The organism is Halorubrum sp. CBA1125 (assembly GCF_009742825.1).
In the GTDB taxonomy this organism is placed as follows: Archaea; Halobacteriota; Halobacteria; order Halobacteriales; family Haloferacaceae; genus Halorubrum.
In genome coordinates this window covers 1-16,774 of record NZ_WPCE01000047.1, presented here as the reverse complement: position 1 = coordinate 16,774, position 16,774 = coordinate 1, and the positions used below count along the sequence as shown (strand labels likewise).

The 16,774-nt window shown below is 66.7% G+C and carries 15 protein-coding genes; 8 read left to right on the top strand and 7 right to left on the bottom strand.

The window, feature by feature from the left end; translation table 11 throughout:
• Positions 1-529: ABC transporter permease (locus GJ633_RS06540; RefSeq protein WP_156588150.1), on the top strand; the 529-nt coding region annotated here is incomplete at its 5' end.
• Positions 517-1,344 (top strand): ABC transporter ATP-binding protein, encoded by an 828-nt coding sequence (locus tag GJ633_RS06535; protein WP_156588149.1) that lies wholly within the window; start codon positions 517-519, stop codon positions 1,342-1,344. The genes GJ633_RS06540 and GJ633_RS06535, both read left to right, overlap by 13 nt.
• A 27-nt stretch (positions 1,345-1,371) precedes the next feature.
• Here GJ633_RS06535 and GJ633_RS17075 read toward each other — a convergent pair whose 3' ends face one another.
• On the bottom strand, positions 1,372-1,539 hold the full coding sequence (locus GJ633_RS17075) for a hypothetical protein (RefSeq protein ID WP_197431266.1): 168 nt from the start codon (positions 1,537-1,539) through the stop codon (positions 1,372-1,374).
• Between the two features lie 118 nt (positions 1,540-1,657).
• Between GJ633_RS17075 and GJ633_RS06530 the strand changes: the two genes are divergently transcribed.
• The 4 genes from GJ633_RS06530 (at position 1,658) to GJ633_RS06515 (ending at position 5,956) form a co-directional block, all read left to right on the top strand.
• Positions 1,658-2,056 (top strand): helix-turn-helix domain-containing protein, encoded by a 399-nt coding sequence (locus GJ633_RS06530; RefSeq protein ID WP_156588148.1) that lies wholly within the window; start codon positions 1,658-1,660, stop codon positions 2,054-2,056.
• 132 nt (positions 2,057-2,188) lie between these two features.
• A complete protein-coding gene (locus tag GJ633_RS06525; RefSeq protein ID WP_156588147.1) occupies positions 2,189-2,647 on the top strand; it encodes a hypothetical protein in 459 nt (152 codons plus the stop codon).
• A 142-nt stretch (positions 2,648-2,789) separates the two neighbouring features.
• A complete protein-coding gene (locus GJ633_RS06520) occupies positions 2,790-4,637 on the top strand; it encodes a HAMP domain-containing sensor histidine kinase (RefSeq protein WP_156588146.1) in 1,848 nt (615 codons plus the stop codon).
• Between the two features lie 299 nt (positions 4,638-4,936).
• Positions 4,937-5,956, top strand: coding sequence for a HAMP domain-containing sensor histidine kinase (locus tag GJ633_RS06515; protein ID WP_156588145.1), 1,020 nt, complete (start codon positions 4,937-4,939; stop codon positions 5,954-5,956).
• Between the two features lie 32 nt (positions 5,957-5,988).
• Here the strand turns inward: GJ633_RS06515 and GJ633_RS06510 are convergent, their stop codons facing one another.
• Together GJ633_RS06510 and GJ633_RS06505 are read right to left on the bottom strand one after the other, a co-directional pair.
• Positions 5,989-6,831, bottom strand: a complete 843-nt coding sequence (locus GJ633_RS06510; RefSeq protein WP_156588144.1) for an aldo/keto reductase — start codon at positions 6,829-6,831, stop codon at positions 5,989-5,991.
• 240 nt (positions 6,832-7,071) lie between these two features.
• Entirely contained in the window at positions 7,072-8,913 is a 1,842-nt protein-coding gene (locus GJ633_RS06505; protein WP_156588143.1) for a PAS domain S-box protein, read from the bottom strand.
• 220 nt (positions 8,914-9,133) lie between these two features.
• Between GJ633_RS06505 and katG the strand changes: the two genes are divergently transcribed.
• Entirely contained in the window at positions 9,134-11,275 is a 2,142-nt protein-coding gene (gene katG, locus GJ633_RS06500; RefSeq protein WP_156588142.1) for a catalase/peroxidase HPI, read from the top strand.
• Positions 11,276-11,509: 234 nt separating this feature from the next.
• Here the strand turns inward: katG and GJ633_RS06495 are convergent, their stop codons facing one another.
• Positions 11,510-11,866, bottom strand: coding sequence for a winged helix-turn-helix domain-containing protein (locus GJ633_RS06495; RefSeq protein WP_156588141.1), 357 nt, complete (start codon positions 11,864-11,866; stop codon positions 11,510-11,512).
• A gap of 153 nt (positions 11,867-12,019) precedes the next feature.
• Here GJ633_RS06495 and GJ633_RS06490 point away from each other — a divergent pair, with 153 nt between their 5' ends.
• On the top strand, positions 12,020-12,598 hold the full coding sequence (locus GJ633_RS06490) for a response regulator transcription factor (protein ID WP_156588140.1): 579 nt from the start codon (positions 12,020-12,022) through the stop codon (positions 12,596-12,598).
• 63 nt (positions 12,599-12,661) lie between these two features.
• Here GJ633_RS06490 and GJ633_RS06485 read toward each other — a convergent pair whose 3' ends face one another.
• The 3 genes from GJ633_RS06485 to GJ633_RS06475 all read right to left on the bottom strand — a co-directional run.
• Positions 12,662-14,200 carry a bacterio-opsin activator domain-containing protein gene (locus tag GJ633_RS06485; RefSeq protein WP_321168940.1) on the bottom strand — a complete coding sequence of 513 codons (1,539 nt, stop codon included), beginning with the start codon at positions 14,198-14,200 and terminating at the stop codon, positions 12,662-12,664.
• Between the two features lie 158 nt (positions 14,201-14,358).
• Entirely contained in the window at positions 14,359-16,326 is a 1,968-nt protein-coding gene (locus GJ633_RS06480; RefSeq protein WP_231741263.1) for an SLC13 family permease, read from the bottom strand.
• 171 nt (positions 16,327-16,497) lie between these two features.
• A partial coding sequence (locus tag GJ633_RS06475; RefSeq protein WP_303646436.1) for a YbaK/EbsC family protein occupies positions 16,498-16,774 on the bottom strand: 277 nt, incomplete at its 5' end.

Below are 16,774 nucleotides of genomic sequence, written 5' to 3'. Positions count from 1 at the left end.
CGGCGTCGGCGCCGGCGTCGCCTTCGCGTGGAGCGGGTTCTTAGACGACGTGACGGCGCCGCTCGTCCGGACGCTCCGGCCGGTGCCGCCGCTGGCGCTCATCGGGTTCGCGATCGCGTGGTTCGGGATCAACGACGCGGGTGCCGCGTTCATCATCGCGATCGGGGCGTTCTGGATCAACTTTTATGCGGCCTACGGCGCCGTCGAGGGCGTCTCCGAGGACCTCCTCGACGTCGCCCGGACACTCGGGGTCCGCGAGGACCTCGACATGCTCCGGTCGGTCGTCGTCCCCGCGGCGTTACCGGGGATCACGACCGGGATCCGTACCGGGCTCGGGCGCTGTTGGATGCTCGTCGTCGCCTCGGAGATCTTCGGCGTCCCCGGGATCGGCCGGGAGATCATCCGCGCCAGCAACAACCTCCTCGTCGACGAGGTGATCGCGTACATTCTGGTGTTGAGCCTGATGTACCTGCTCGTCGACGTGGCGTTTCGCGCGGTCCAACAGAGGGCATTGAGATGGCGGGCGTGAACGACGATCCGGCGGGACAAACCGGGACCGACGACCGGCGTGGTGGGACCGGTGCGGTCACCGGGGAGTCGGGCGTCGCGGTCGACGGAGTCGGGAAGACCTACGACGACGGCGGCGACGCGGTGCGCGCGCTCGACGACGTCACCTTCGGGGTCGAATCCGGCGAGTTCGTCTGCCTCGTCGGCCCGTCCGGCTGTGGGAAGACGACGCTGTTCCGGATCATCGCCGGACTCACCGACGCCACCGACGGGGAGGTCCGGCTCGGCGGCACGCCCGTGACGGGACCGACGACCGATATGGGGGTCGTCTTCCAGGAGTACCACCTGTTCCCGTGGCTCACGGTCGAGGAGAACGTCGCCTTCGGTCTCGACCGGAGCGACGTTCCGGCAAGCGAGCGCGCGGCGCGGGTCGACGAGATGCTCGACCTCGTCGGGCTCGACGGGTTCCGCGACTCGTACCCCAAGTCGCTCTCCGGCGGCATGAAACAGCGCGTCGCCATCGCGCGGTCGCTCGCGGTCGACCCCGAGCTGCTGTTGATGGACGAGCCGTTCGGCGCCGTCGACGCACAGACCCGCGAGATGCTCCAGCGCGAACTGCTCGACGTCTGGGAGTCGACGGGCAAGACGGTCCTCTTCGTCACCCACGACGTCGCCGAGGCGGTGACGCTCGCCGACCGGATCGTGGTGATGGCCGCCGAGCCCGGCCGCGTCGCCGAGATCGTCGAGGTCGACGTGGACCGTCCACGCGAGCGCGGCGACCCCGCGTTCGGGGACCACGTCTCCCGGGTGCGCGAGCTGATCGGCGCGGACCGGTGAGCGGAGACGGCGCCGGTCGTCTCGCCCCTACGCTTCGTCCCCCTCGTCGACTGCGGCCGCCAGCTCGTCGACGTAGGTCCGCACTCTCGACAGCGTCGCGTCGGCGTCGGCGTACCCCTGGTCGTAGTCGTGCAGCGCGGACTCGGTCTCGTCGAGGAACCGCTCGACGGCGTCCTCGATCGGCTCGTCGCTCATGGACGCCCGGTTCGTCTCCCGGTGGGTTATACCTCTCGCCACCGTTAACAGGACGGGACACGATTGTGTTATCCACACAAGTCTTTTATCAACACGCGCCGTACCGACGGGCAATAGCATGCCAGATTCGCTCGCGGAACAGCTCCAGAGCGACATGGAGTGCGAGGGGCTCCTGGAGTGTTTTCACGGACTCAAATCGCTCGATCGGGAGTGTTTTTCGGTGCTCGTCGAGAGCGACGAGCCCATGACCATCGACGCGATCGCCGAGGCGGTCGACCGCGAGCGCTCGACCGCCTACCGGTCGGTCCAGCGGCTGCTCGAGACCGGATTCATCACCAAAGAGCAGATCAACTACGACCAGGGCGGCTACTACCACGTCTACTCGCCGACCGACCCCGAGAAGATCACCGACGAGATGCAGCGCATGCTCAACGACTGGTACGCGAAGATGGGCCAGCTGATCCAGGAGTTCGAAGAGAAGTACGAACGGACCGAGTCGGTCCAAGCGTCGAGATAGGTTCTTCGGATCCGCTCGCTCCGGGTCGCCGCCGGCTGCAAGCGAGCGCTTCGCTCTCGCCCTGCGCTCCGGTTCTCTCGAATCACTTAACTCCAAGGCGAGCCATCGTTTCGCCGCGCCGATCTGGTACCTATGCGACGGGTGGTCCTGCTCCTCCTCGTGGGCGCGGTCGTCGTCTTCGGTCTGTTCCCCGGACCGTTCGCGACGATGGGGAGCGAGATAGCGGTCGACGCGACGGCTGGCGACGAGGGGGCCTTCACCCTCGCGGTGGAGGACGTGAGGCCGTGTGGACAGCGTTGCGGTGCCGCCACACTCACGATCACGAATACGCGCGGGAGTCTCGCGACGAACGTCTCGGTCGAGGCGGTCGTGTACGCCGGGAGATCGACCGACGGGACACGGATCTGGACGACTACGGAACGGGCCGGCGACATCCGCTCGGGAGAGACGACCAGACTGACACAGCGTGCGACGTGGAACGACGAGACCGTCGATCACGTCAGAGCCGCCAACGGCTGGGTCACGTTCGAGATCACCGTCCGGTCCGACGAGGCGGCCGTCGTCTTCACCGGGTCCGAGCAGCTCGGCTGAACTGCCGCGGATCCGCGCCGCGTGAAACGCGGCCTCCCGTGACACGGAACCGGAGAGTCCACCCGCTCACGAAGGATTAACATCCTCGACTGTCACCGTCAGGTATGGTCCGGGTCGGCCACGAACCGCACGGGATCCCGGTATGAGCATCGAGTCCTACCTTCCGGAGTCCGTCCGCTCGCGCTACGCCCTGAAACTGCTCGGGGTCTCGTTACTCATCGTGCTCGTGATCACGGTGCTCACCACGGTAACCGTGTTCCAGGTCTCCGACCGGGTTCGGGACAACCAGCTCCACTCGGTCGAGACGAACGCCGAACTCGAAGCCCGCGCGCTCGGCCAGTGGATCGACGGCAAACAACAGGTGGTGCGGACGCTGTCGAACCACGAGGGGTTGACACCGGTCGGTGGCGGCAGTACTCAGTCCACGCTCGCGACCGAACTCGGCGCGCTCTCACCCGAGACGGAGTCGCTCTCGGTGGTCGAGCGCAGCCCCCACACCGACTCGAACGGGACGACCGAGACCGTCGTCGCCAGCACCGACACGCGGTTCGTCGGCCAGCCGCTGTCGGTGACCGATGCCAACTGGAAGCCGACGGTCGGGTTCAACTTCGACGGCACCGACGACGTCATCATCTCGTTGGTGTACACGGACGGTGACGACACCTTCGTCGCGCTGGCGTCGCCGATGCCGGACGGGGAACACGTGCTCGTCGCCGAGTACCGAACCAGCGTCCGCGCCGAACGGTTCACCAGCGCGATGTCCGACACCGATACCCTGGTCCTCGGCGGGTTCACCGCGTACGTGCTGTTCGACGAGAACGAATCCAGCGGCATCACCCCGTACGAGGGTGACCGGGCGAACTCGACGATCGGACAACGGATCCTCCGGTCCGATCCGACCACCGAGATCAACGGGTCGGTACTCACCGACACCGAAGTGAAAGGCTACTCCAGCGTCCCCGGCGACAAGGTCGACTGGGTGGTCGTCAAGGAAGTTCCGCGGTCGACGGCCCTCGCGGTGACCGACCGCGTCCAGCGTGACCTCTGGCTGGTGGTCACCGTCGTCGTGGCTGGCTTCCTGCTCATCGGGGTCGTCATCCAGCGGGGACCGATCCGGTCGATCCAACGGCTGTCGAGGCAGGCGAACGCGATTGCCGAGGGAGACCTCAGCGTCGACATCGACCGCGGTAATCGGATCGACGAGGTCGGCGAGGTTCGCGCCGCGTTCAGCAACACCAAAGCCTACATCGAGACGATCACCGAGCAGGCCGAGGCACTCTCCAACCGAGCGTTCGACGACGAGGTTCTGGACGCCGAAATTCCGGGGCGCGTCGGCGAATCGATGGCAGCGATGCGGCGCGACCTGCGGCAGTTCATCACTCGACTGGAAGTCTTCAACCGCGTCCTCCGCCACAACCTCCGAAACCAACTCGACGTGATCAACAGCCACGCCGAAGCACTCGACGACACCGAGCACCGGGAGGCGATCCTCGCGGCGACCGAGACGCTGGCTACCGTGGGGACGCGCGCCCGCCGCATCGACCACATCCTGTCCAAGGACCGCCAGCCGACGCCGGTCGACCTCGCCGACCGAATCGAGGCGGTGCTGGACGACGTCGAGACGGACGACGTCACCGTCACGACGTCGCTCCCCGACGACACGGCGGTGGTCACCGACGCCGAGACGCTCACCGCCGTGCTCCGGAGTCCGCTGGAAAACGCGGTCACTTACGCCGACTCCAGCGTCGCCGTCTCGGTAGCGTCCACCGACGCGGGGTGTACCATCGAGATCGCCGACGACGGCCCGGGAATTCCAGCAGTCGAACTGGAGTCGTTGGCAGCCGAGCGCGAAACGTCGCTACAACACAGCCGCGGACTCGGGCTCTGGGAGCTGAAGTGGGGGGTCGACAAACTCGACGGCGATCTCTCGTTCGCGACCGACGGCGGGACGACGGTGACGATCCGGCTGCCGGATCTCGACGCGGCGTGACGAGAGGGCGTCAGCGAATGGGCGTCTCGCTCGTGGACTGCCGAACAGCGACGAAGGCGTGGACCGACAGTACTGGCCCCAACCTTCCGGTGAGAGAGGACCGTCTCGTCGACGGCGACGGCTGGCACGTGTCCGAAACCGTGTTTCTGAGTCAGAACCGGCGAGTAACACTAAACCCCTCTCCGAATCGACCGTACCGTATGCAGGGGTATCGACGCGCCGGGGTCGATGCTGCGACCACCGGTCGTCGAGTCGATCGGCCGTCCTCCGTGACTGGACGGGAGGGGATCTAGGTACGTATGACGCACGAACACACCGCGGCGATCGCGTTCGACGAGTTTCGGGATCCGGTCGTCGCCTACGTCGTGGACGACGAGCCTCGTATCACGACGACGAACGACGCCTTTGAGAGGCGCTTCGATGGTATCTCGACTGACTCGCCGGTCGAACCGATCTTCGAGCGATTCAGCGTCGTCGATTCGACCGGTGACGAGGACCCGGTGACTCACCTCGTCCGTGGCGACGGCGTCGGCATCTATCTCGACGGGGGTGGTGAGACGGGACCGCTCTTCGCCCGGGTACTCCCCTCCGGAGACGACGCGGGGTACCTCCTGTTCTCCGATCTGCGTGCGTGTCCCGACGTCGCCGACCCTCCCGTCGACCAGGTGAGCAGCGTGATCAGTCACGACCTCCGAAACCCGTTGGACGTCGCCAAGGCTCACCTCCGGGCGGCACGGGAGACGGGAGACCCCGAGCACTTCGATGCGGTCTCTGACGCGCACGATCGGATGGAACAGATCATCCGCGACGTGCTCACGCTCACCCGCGGCCAGACGGCCGTGGACCCGTCGGAACGGGTCTCGATCGAGACCGCCGCAGTCGACGCGTGGCAATCCGTCGACACCGAACGAGCCACGCTCGATGTGAGGGAGACGCTCCCCACGGTCACTGCCGACCCCGATCGCGTTCGGCGGCTGTTCGAGAACGTGTTCAGGAACAGCGTGGAACACGGCTCGGGTGGCGGCGATCGCTGCTCGGGTGACGGCGATCGATCCGGCGCTGGAGGGCCTGAGACGAACCCGGAAAGCGAGGTGACGATAACCGTCGGCGCGTTAGAAGACGGGTTTTACGTCTCCGACGACGGGAGCGGCATCCCGTCCGAAGCACGGGACGAGGTGTTCGAGCCGGGATACTCGACTCGCGAGGACGGAACCGGTCTCGGTCTCGCGATCGTCGACCGAATCGTGGATGCACACGATTGGCACCTGACACTCACCACGGCCACGAACGGTGGAGCACGGTTCGAGATCCGTTTTTGACACGTTTGCGTATCGATGACGCTGCGCTCGCGTTATCGGGGGATCCCGTATCTGTCACCCGTCCAGTCGCGTGCGGGGGTGTCGTAGACGGGGTCGTCGCGGTCGAGTGCGTCCAGCCGGGCCGTGTCGTCCGCGTCCAGTTCCCAGTCGAACAGCGCGAGGTTCTCGCGGATATGTGCCGGGGAGGTCGACTTCGGTAACACCACGATCCCCTGGTCGACGGTCCATTTCAACACGATCTGGGCGGGTGAGCGGTCGTAGGTCGCCGCGAGTTCGGTAACGATCTCGTCGTCGAACAGCGCGCCTCGGGCCAGCGGCGCGGCCGCTTCGACCACCGTGTCGGACTCGCGACAGTACTCCACCAGGTCCGGCCGCTGGAAGTACGGGTGAAACTCGATCTGGTTGACCGCGATCGGCACGTCGGCGACGTGATGGGCACAGCTCAGCTGGTACGCCGAGAAGTTCGACACGCCCACGTTCCGGATCAGCCCCCGATCGTGGAGCTCCGCCATCCCCGAGAGCGTCTCCCGAAGCGAAATCGCCGGATTCGGCCAGTGAATCAGGTACAGATCCAGATAGTCGGTCCCCAACCGCTCCAACGAATCCTCACACGCCTCGATCACCGAATTGTAGTTGAGATTCTTCGGCAACACCTTCGACGTGAGAAACACCTCCTCACGGTCGTACTCGGCCAACACCTCGCCGAGCTCCGCCTCGTTCCGATACCCCTCCGCGGTGTCCAGGTGACCGTACCCCGCGTCAAGCGCCGCGCGAACGGCCCCATCGAACGACTCCCCCTCCAGATCCCACGTCCCGAACCCCACGAGCGGCAGCTCGGCACCGCTCGGCAACGTCCGCGTCGGCATCTCTGACATGACCCGACGGTCTGACCGAGAGAAATTAAGTGCTTTGAAGCCCCCGGTACGACCCGACCCCGACGTCCCCACTGTCCACACGAACGGAAAATTTCCCCTTCTACACGAACAGAACCCCGCCCCGTCCGCACGAGCAGAAAGACGACCCAACGGATCGCGAGACGGAACTCGGGGTGGCACACGTTGGCGGTCGCAACTGTCGAGGGAACCCCGTGAACGTCGAGGGGAACCAGTGAGTGACTACGCGACGGAAACGCCGGTGATATCGAAGCGCGCGCCGCCGTCGCTACTCGCCGCGATACTGACCTCCCACCCGTGTGCGTCGGCGACCTGCTCGACGATCGAGAGTCCGAATCCGGTTCCGTCCGCCGCGGTCGAGAACCCGGCGTCGAACACCTGACCCCAGTGCTCCTCGGGGATCCCCGGCCCCGTATCTTCCACGTAGAACCCGTCATCGAGGGTCCCGACCGTGACGGTCACGTCTGTCCCGCCGTGTTCCACGCTGTTCCGGATCAGGTTCTCCAGCAGTTGTGCGAGGCGGCTCCGATCGGCCCGAATCGTCTGATCGACGTTGGTGCGGATCGTCGCGTCCCCCGTCTCAACGCTTCGCCAGCAGCTCTCCACGAGTTCGGCGAGCGGAACGGGCTCCGGGTCGTTGACGTGACCGTCCTCGCGCGCCAACGTCAGGAGATCCTCGATCAGCGCGCTCATCCGATCGTGGGCCCGCGAGACGTCCTCGAGATGTGGGCTGTCACACTCCTCGCGGGCCAGCGCCAACCGCCCTTGAGCGACGTTCAGGGGGTTGCGTAGATCGTGAGAGACCACTCGAGTGAACTGCTCCAGCCGTTCGGTCTCCTGTTCCAGCTTCTTTCGCTCGCTGATGTCGATGTACATCGCGAGCGTTCCGGTCACGGCGTCACCCGCGTCACGGCGCGGGACCGCCCGCAGCAGTGTCTCGACCGTCTCGCCGTCGACCGCGAGCAACGTCCGATCCTCGCGAACGAACTCGCCGCTCAACGCGCGGTCGTACCCGCCCCGATCCAGCAGTGCATCCGCCGATTCGGGCGTGTAAAACGCCGCGAGGTCCCGCCCGATGACGTCCGATCGATCGTAGCCCAGCGTGTCGACGAACAGCTGATTGCAATCTTCGATGACCGGCTCGCCGTCCTCGGCGCGCGTCACGACCGCCATGACCGGCGCCTCTTCGAACAGGTGCCGATACTGATCTTCGAGCTGGGTCGTCAGCTCCTCCAGTTCCTCGGTCCGCTCTCTCAGTTCGCGTTCGCGTTCCTTTCGCTCGGTGACGTCACGCGCCACGCCGACGACCGCCTCGATCGTGCCGTCTACGGTCAGGGGCGTCAGTCGATATTCGAGGACTGCGTGGCCGTGACGGGGGAAGTCGCCTTCGAGCTCGCCTTGGAGTTCGTCACGGTTCCCCGCTAACAGGTCTCCATACGGGTCGCCGGCTGCGTGTTCTCGGATGTGGGGGATGAGCGAACTCCATTCGCCCTCGAGTTCGGATCGTGTCGTGCCGTACCAGTCGGCCAGGTACTCGTTGACCAGTTCGAACCGCCCCGCGGCGTCGTAAATACACGCGGCCTCGTGCATCGAGTTTATCATCCGCTCGTACCGTCGGAGTTCCTGATTGCGCTGGGCGAGCGTCCGTTGTGAGCGGTGGTGTTCGACGGCGTTCGTGATGCGGTTCGCCAACACGGTGTACTGGTCGGTGCCGACGCCCTTCTGGAGGTAGTCGGTCACGCCCGCCGTAATCGCGTCACTGGCCACCTCCTCGGAGCCCTTCCCGGTGTAGAGGATGAAGGAGAGATTTGGGTACTCCTCGCGCACCGTTTCGAGGAACTCGATGCCGTCCGTGCCGGGTATCTCGTAGTCCGAGACGATACAGTCGAACTCGGCGTCGGCGAGTCGGCGTACGCCGTCGCTGGCGCTGATCGCCGTCGCTACCTCGAACCGGTCGTCCTCACGCTCGAGGAACGACGCCGCCATCTCCGCGAAGTCCGGCTCGTCGTCGACGTGGAGTACGCGGATCGCGTCCGGGGTGGCGGACATGGTGGGTGCCTTCAATATGCATACGACGTCCGGTCTGATAAGTGTACAAGCGACCGCACCCGCGGTCACCACCGAGCGTCTCCGCCTCGACGGCCGTCGTGGCGTTTCGGCGGCAGTTCGTGACGTCGTCGCGAGACAATCGAAGTTCGCAATTCGATAGATTTTGGATGGTACATCGAAGAATCGGTTACCGAATTAGACAAGATTAACATGCGAGAGCGGTAACCGTTCGGTGATGGACGGCTCTACCCACAACTGGTGGCCCAATCAGTTGAGACTGGATGTCCTCGACCAGAACGGTCGCGACGCCGCGCCGATGGACGGGGACTTCGACTACGCCGAGGAGTTCGAGAAGCTCGACCTCGACGAGGTGAAATCGGACATCGAAGCGGTGATGACCACCTCACAGGAGTGGTGGCCGGCCGACTACGGTCACTACGGGCCGCTCTTCATCCGGATGGCGTGGCACAGCGCGGGAACGTACCGCACGGTCGACGGCCGCGGCGGCGCGGCCGGCGGTCGGCAGCGGCTCCCACCCATCAGTAGCTGGCCCGACAACGTCAACCTCGACAAGGCGCGCCGGCTGCTCTGGCCCGTCAAGCAGAAGTACGGCCGCAAGCTCTCGTGGGCCGACCTGATCGTCCTCGCCGGGAACGTCGCCCTCGAGTCGATGGGGTTCGAGACGTTCGGCTTCGCCGGCGGACGCGAGGACGACTTCGAGCCCGACGAGGCCGTCGACTGGGGGCCCGAGAGCGAGTGGGAGACGACGTCGCCCGAGCGCTTCGACGAGGAGGGCGACCTCAGGGAGCCGCTCGGCAACACGGTGATGGGACTCATCTACGTGAACCCGGAGGGCCCGAACGGCGAGCCGGACGTGGAGGGCTCCGCGAAGAACATCCGACAGTCGTTCAGCCGCATGGCGATGAACGACGAGGAAACCGCCGCGCTCATCGCCGGCGGGCACACCTTCGGGAAGGTCCACGGCGCCGACTCCGGCGATAACCTCGGCCCCGAACCCGAGGCGGCACCCATCGAACAGCAGGGCCTCGGTTGGGAGAACGAGTTCGGCGAGGGCAAGGGCCCCGACACCATCACCAGCGGCATCGAGGGCCCGTGGAACGCCACGCCGACCCGGTGGGACACGAGCTACCTCGACAACCTGCTGGAGCACGATTGGACCTCGGTCAAGGGCCCCGGCGGCGCGTGGCAGTGGCGGCCGGTCGGCGACGACGTCGAGGAGGCGCCCGCCCCGCACGACCCCGAGGAGACCGAGGAGCCGATGATGCTGACGACGGACGTCGCCCTGAAACACGACGACGACTACCGGGAGATCCTCGAGCGCTTCCGAGAGGATCCCGACGAGTTCCGGGAGGCCTTCGCGAGGGCGTGGTACAAGCTCATCCACCGCGACATGGGACCGCCGGAGCGGTTCCTCGGCCCGGAAGTTCCCGACGAGACGCTGATCTGGCAGGACCCCCTCCCCGACCGCGACTACGACGTGATCGGCGAGGAAGCGGTCGCCGAACTCAAAGCGGAGATCCTCGACGCGGACCTCTCCGTCTCTCAGCTGGTCAAGATCGCCTGGGCGGCGGCGTCGACGTACCGCGACAGCGACAAGCGCGGCGGCGCGAACGGCGCCCGGATCCGCCTCGAACCCCAGAAGAGCTGGGAGGTGAACGAACCGGCGGAGCTGGCGACCGTCCTGGAGACCTTCGAAGAGATTCAAGACGCGTTCAACGGGTCGCGCGACGACGACGTGCGCGTCTCGCTCGCCGACCTGATCGTGTTAGGCGGCAACGCGGCCGTCGAGCGGGCTGCCGCGGACGCCGGCTACGACGTGACGGTCCCGTTCGAACCGGGTCGCACCGACGCCACGCCGGAACAGACCGACGAGGAGTCCTTCGAGGCGCTCAAGCCGAAGGCCGACGGGTTCCGCAACTACCTCGGGGACGAGGCCGACGACCCGGCGGAGGAGCTGCTGGTCGACAGGGCCGACCTGCTGGACCTGACGCCCGACGAGATGACGGTACTGGTCGGCGGCATGCGCGCGCTGGACGCGAACTACGGAGGATCCGACCTCGGCGTCTTCACCGACCGGCCGGGAACGCTGACCAACGACTTCTTCGTGAACCTGCTCGACAACGACACGGAGTGGGAGCCGGTCTCGGAGGCCGAAGACGTCTACGAGGGTCGTGACCGCGACACCGGCGACGTCGAGTGGAAGGGGTCCCGCGTGGACCTCGTCTTCGGGTCGAACGCCCGGCTCCGCGCAATCGCGGAGGTCTACGGCGCCGACGACGGCGAAGAGAAGTTCGTGCGCGACTTCGTGGACGCCTGGCACAAGGTGATGAGCCTCGACCGCTTCGATCTCGAGTAGCCTCGGCTCCGCGATCCAGATCGGGGCCGTGTGCGTCCACGGCGGCACACCAAACGTCGAAGACCGCTCGACATTCTCGAACGGAGGGCCGATTCGCGCTGCGAGGACCGGCGGGGAGGGGAGGTATCGGCTCGGTACCCGCGTGGGGACGCGGCGGGCACGTGAGCGGTACGGTGACCGGGACAATAAGGGGCGGTCCCGTGTTTCTCCCTCAGAAACGGGTTCTGGGCGGTCTCACCGGCCCGCGACGCCGACCGTCGCGTCCAGGCCGCCGTCCTCGAGTGACACGGAGAGCGAGGTGTCGACGGCCTCGAACCGTTCTCGGTGGTGGCCGTCGTCACCGATCGTCGTCTCGGCGCGCACGAGCCCGGCGTCACGAAGGTCGTTGAGGCGGCGGTAGGCCGTCGGTCGCGAGACGTCGGCGGCCTCGGCGACGGCACGGCCGCTTCGCGGCTGCGCCGCGGTGGCTTCGTAGACGCGACGGGTGTACTCGTCTCCCAGGAGATCGAGTAGTTCGGCCGTCGTGAGGTCGTTGCTCGCGGCACGTTCGGTCGGCTGATTCGTTCGCGGTGTCGTGGGTTGTGTAGACATACTTCGGGAGACGGCTCCCGTCCTACTGGGTGTGGGGGCTAGGTATGCAGACTAGTCCATCGGGATGACGCTAGGAATACAGACGAGACGCCGAAGCGAAGCCGATCAATTATGAGGATAGGGTCACGACCTGCACGCGAGCTGGCGAGACGAATGTCTGGAACCGACGGGGCGGCGAACGTACGCGTGCTCGTCGTCGACGACGAGCGGGAAGTAGCGGACGCGTACGCGCTGCGACTCCGGGGATACTGTGAGGTCGAAACCGCGTACGGTGGTGAAGAGGCGCTCGCTGTCGTCGGCGAATCACCGATCGACATCGTCCTCTTGGACCGCCACATGCCGGGTATGTCTGGCGACGACGTCCTGGCAGAACTCGACGAGCGCGATTTCCCCGGACGTGTCGTCATGGTGACCGCGGTCGATCCCGGGCTCGACGTCGTAGAGATGCCGTTCGCCGATTACCTCTGTAAGCCGGTCGACCGCGAAGACGTACGCGCGGTCGTCGATCAGCAGCAGCAGATCCTCGCCTACGAGACGCTCGGGGAGTTCTTCAGTGCCGAAGCCAAGCGCGCGGTGCTCGAGTCGGAGCTGCGTTCCGAGACGCTCCGTGAACACGCGGAATACGCAGAGATTGCGGAACGGTCGGAGCGCCTGGAACGACGAGCGCGACGGCTGTTGACCGACGACGATATCCTCGAGCAGTTCGGCCAGATACAGCGCGAGAATCGCTAGTGGTCAGCTCGCGAACGGTCGGCGGGTCGCCCCGCGAGGCCGCGCTCAGCGCTTCTCGGACGGTCACGTGTCTCCGTCGAGATAGACGTCGAGCAGCTTCCGTTCTCCCGCGCGCAGGTGGTGAAGCAGCGTCGATCCGGTAATATCGAGGGAGGCAGCGACCTGTTCCGCCGTGCTCCCCCGGGGCGACTCGAAGTAGTCCGCGAGGTACGCGGTTCGAAGCACCGTCCGCTGCCGCTCGGTCAACCGATCGTTCAGTTCGTCTCGGAACTCACGGGCGGTCGTCACCGACCGGTCTCGTTGCTCCTTCGCGACGAACTCCATGTCGTACTCGCGGCTGACCGTATCGGCGACACGTCGTACGTCACCGTCCGGCGGAAGCTCGACGACGAGCCGACCGGCGCCACGCTCGAAACTCGCCCGTCGAACGGTTCCTCCGAGAGACGACACGGCGAGCAACGGCGTCGAACCGCACACCGCGAGCTCGACGGTACAATCCGACTCGGACCCGCGAATGGTTCTGACGGCCTCGATCCCGTCGATGTCGACGGCAACCGCTTCGACCGCCTCGACGTCGGCGTCTTCGATCGAGACGAAACAGAGCAGCGCATCGCCGCCGTGGGGCACTAATCCGTCCAGCGTCACCCGCGCGTCGAGCGAGCGACTGAGCCGTGACAGGACCGAGCCGTCACCGACGTCGAAGGTGAGCTCCGCGACGCTGTCGGAGAGCAACAGCTGCCGATTCCGCGCCGCGGTGACCGCGAATCCGGCCACCTCACCCACCGTCTCGAAGCTGGCACGCTCCCGGTCGGCGAACGCGTCGGTTCCGCCCGCGTAGACGCCGACGACGCCGTGTACGTTCGACCCGTACGCGAGGGGAATCGCGAGCCCCGACTGCACGCCGTCGGCAAACGCGGCGATCCGAACCGACTCGGCCACCTGCGGGTCGTCGGCGAGCGGTTGCACGGTCTGTAGACACCCCCTCTCGACTGCGCGCTCTTCCACCGTCCTCACGGCGTCGTCGTCGAGCGCGTCGCGGATCGCTGCGAACGTGTCGCCCGTCTCGCCCGCGACGGCGCGGACGACGAGGTCATCGCTCCCGATGTCGCGCTCGCCGACCCAGGCGAATTCGTACAGGTCGGTCTCACCGAGCGCCCGAGCGATCGTCTCGGCGATCTCCGCACGAGAGGTGGCACCGACGAGCTCCGCGAGAACGTCCGAGAGCACGGCTTCGATGACGTCCGTCCGTTTACGTTCCCGCCGGAGCCGTTCGACCGACTGAGAATATCGGCGTCGCTCCGTCACGTCTTGCAGGTAGACCACGCCCCCGTCGTCGACGGGAACCACCGAGACCGCGAGCCACCGGTCCAAATCGGGGAAGTACTCTTCGAAGGACGTGTCGGTGGCCGTCCCCTCGAATGCGCCCAGGAGGGAATCGTCGACCGACCGCGGAACCACCTCGGCGAGAGGGCTGTCGACCGCGTCGTCGGCGTCGATCAGCGACCGGGCAGCCTCGTTGATGGCGGTTACGGCTCCGTCAGTCGAGACCTCGACGATTCCGATAGGGGCGTGCTGGAACGGCTCGTCCATAGTTCGTGCCACTGCTCTCGCTCGATATTGATCGGCCCGCGTAGTAGGAGTTTTCACTGGAGTGCCGACGCCCGGGGACCGCCGTCCTGTCGCCGCGTCCGGGAGATATCCCGATCCTGGGGCGATACTCGTCCGCCCGCTGTGGCGACACGTCCCCGTCCCCCGGCGGGCTACACGCCCCAGAAGAACGCGATTCCGAGGGGCGTCACGACGGTCAAAAGCAGCTGGAGCGGCAGGCCCACCCGGACGAAGTCGGAGAACCGGTAGCCGCCGGGACCGTACACCATCAGGTTGGTCTGGTAGCCGACGGGCGTCATGAAGGCCGTCGACGCCGCGAACGTCACCGCCAGAACGAACGAGAACGGGTTCGCGCCGACGGCGGTCGCCGCGTCGATGGCCACCGGGATCATCAACACGACGCTGGCGTTGTTGCTGATGAGGTTCGTCAACAGCGCCGTGAACAGGTAGAAGGCTCCCAACAGAATCAGCGGGGACAACAGGCCGCCCAATCCGACGATGCGCTCACCGAGGAAGGCGGCAGCGCCCGACTCCTCCATCGCGATCCCGAGCGGGATCACGCCCGCCAGCAGGAATATCACGTCCCAGCTGACCGCCTCGTACGCGTCGGCCGGCCGGAGACAGCCCGTGACGATCATCGCCACGATCCCCGCCAGCGCGCCGACCATGATCGGCACGAGGTCGAAGGCCGCCAAGCCGACGACGCTCCCGACGATGCCGAGGGCGACGGGGATCTTCCGCCGGTCGAACGACTCCCAGTGGCCATCGCCCGAGACGATGAGCGACCGATCGGCACGCAGTTCGGCCAGCGTCGACTCGGTCGTTCGCACCAGGAGCGTGTCGCCGCCCCGGAGCCGCAGGTCGCGCATCCGCTGGCGGATGACGTCGTTCCCGCGCCGAACCGCGAGCACCGTCACGTCGTGCCGACGCTGGAAGTCCGTGACTCGGAACGTCCGACCCGACAGCCACGATCCGGGAAGCAAGGCGACTTCGGCGAACGCCTGCTCGCCGGCGGCCGGTTCCTCGGCGTCGTCTGCGCTCGCGTCCGCCTCGCGATCGGACTCCGGCGTGGGGGTGGTGGCGTCGAGTTCGCTCACGACTGCCCGCTTGATTCGTTCGGACTCCTCCTCGTCGAACTCGTCGATGACCTCCGGCAGGAGATCGAGGCTCTCCTCGGCGAGGACGCGCTGGAGGGTCTCCTCGTCGGTCCGGACGGCGAGGATGTCGCCGGCGCGGATGCGTGCGTCCCGAATCCCTCGGGTGATCGTCCGGCCGTTCCGAACGATCTGAAAGACGTCCAGGTCGAGTTCGTCGTCCCGGCGGATCGCACGAACGGGCGTCCCGATCAGCGGCGACTCCTCGCGAACGACGACGTCGGTCAGGTACTCGGAGACGCCGAACTCCTCGCCCAGGTCGCTCGACGGTTCGATCCGGGCCGGCGTGAGGTACCGACCCACGGTCAGCAGGTAGACCACGCCGACTGCGAGCACGACGATCCCGAGCTGGGTGAACTCGAACATGCCGAACGGTTCGGCGCCGGGACCGCCCTGTCGCGCCCAGACGTCGCTCGCGAGGAGGTTACTCGACGTGCCGATGAGCGTCAGCGTCCCGCCCATCATCGCGGCGAACGACAGCGGCATCAGGAGCGTCGACGGGGAGGTGTTCGCCTTCTTGGCGAGGTCGTGGATCGCGGGGATGAGGACGGCGACGATTGGGGTGTTGTTGACGAACCCCGCCGGCGGCCCCGAGAGCCCGACGACCGCGAGGAGCTGTTTCGTCTCGTCGTCGCCCGTGTACGCGGAGACCTTCCGGGTGAGGATCTGGATCGCGCCCGTTTGCCGGACGCCTTCGCTGAGGACGAACATCGCCAGGACGGTGACCGTCGCCGGGTTCGAGAAGCCGGAGACGCCGTCAGCCGGGGCGACGCCGGTCCACGGTTCGAGGAGGATGAGCGCGACCATCAGGGCGATGGCGGTCGTATCGATCGGGATCGGTTGGGCGACGAACAGCAGCAGCGCCGCGGCGATGACTCCGAACACGACCAGCATGTCGACGGTGAGCGCGGCGGTCAACAGCGGTCCCCCGCCGACCGTCGCGGCGTATCCCGACGAAACTGCCATTCTCGTCGGCAGGTTCGCCCCGCGAGTAATGAAACGCGGGGGTATTCACGGGGAACGCTGGCCGTCGAGAGCGTCGGGACCGCGAGCGGTGCCGCCGGCAGACCGGATGAACGATGTCGCCAGCGGACCGGCGGCCACCCGACGCCGTGGCGTGCACCGGCGGCAAGGCGATCACTCCGTGAGGTTCACCACGGTAGCGTCGGCGAACTCTGCGAGCCGGTCCGGATCGATCGCGAAGACGGTGCTCGGCGTGCCCGCGGCGCCGTACACGGTGTCGTACGTCGCGAGCGTCGGGTCGAAGACCGCGGGGAGGGAAACGTCGTGCCCCAGCGGCGGGACGCCGCCGATGCTCCACCCGACGGCCGCGCGGATCCGGTCCGGGTCGGCCATCGACGCCGCGTCCGCGCCGAAGTGCGCCGCGACCGCGTCGAGGTCGAGCCGGTTCGCG

Excerpts from the sequence above, each read along its gene's own strand:
- GJ633_RS06535 (WP_156588149.1), top strand. The coding sequence starts at position 517 with ATGGCGGGCGTGAACGACGATCCGGCGGGACAAACCGGGACCGACGAC.
- GJ633_RS17075 (WP_197431266.1), bottom strand. The coding sequence starts at position 1,539 with ATGAGCGACGAGCCGATCGAGGACGCCGTCGAGCGGTTCCTCGACGAG.
- GJ633_RS06530 (WP_156588148.1), top strand. The coding sequence starts at position 1,658 with ATGCCAGATTCGCTCGCGGAACAGCTCCAGAGCGACATGGAGTGCGAG.
- GJ633_RS06525 (WP_156588147.1), top strand. The coding sequence starts at position 2,189 with ATGCGACGGGTGGTCCTGCTCCTCCTCGTGGGCGCGGTCGTCGTCTTC.
- GJ633_RS06520 (WP_156588146.1), top strand. The coding sequence starts at position 2,790 with ATGAGCATCGAGTCCTACCTTCCGGAGTCCGTCCGCTCGCGCTACGCC.
- GJ633_RS06515 (WP_156588145.1), top strand. The coding sequence starts at position 4,937 with ATGACGCACGAACACACCGCGGCGATCGCGTTCGACGAGTTTCGGGAT.
- GJ633_RS06510 (WP_156588144.1), bottom strand. The coding sequence starts at position 6,831 with ATGTCAGAGATGCCGACGCGGACGTTGCCGAGCGGTGCCGAGCTGCCG.
- katG (WP_156588142.1), top strand. The coding sequence starts at position 9,134 with ATGGACGGCTCTACCCACAACTGGTGGCCCAATCAGTTGAGACTGGAT.
- GJ633_RS06495 (WP_156588141.1), bottom strand. The coding sequence starts at position 11,866 with ATGTCTACACAACCCACGACACCGCGAACGAATCAGCCGACCGAACGT.
- GJ633_RS06490 (WP_156588140.1), top strand. The coding sequence starts at position 12,020 with ATGTCTGGAACCGACGGGGCGGCGAACGTACGCGTGCTCGTCGTCGAC.
- GJ633_RS06480 (WP_231741263.1), bottom strand. The coding sequence starts at position 16,326 with ATGGCAGTTTCGTCGGGATACGCCGCGACGGTCGGCGGGGGACCGCTG.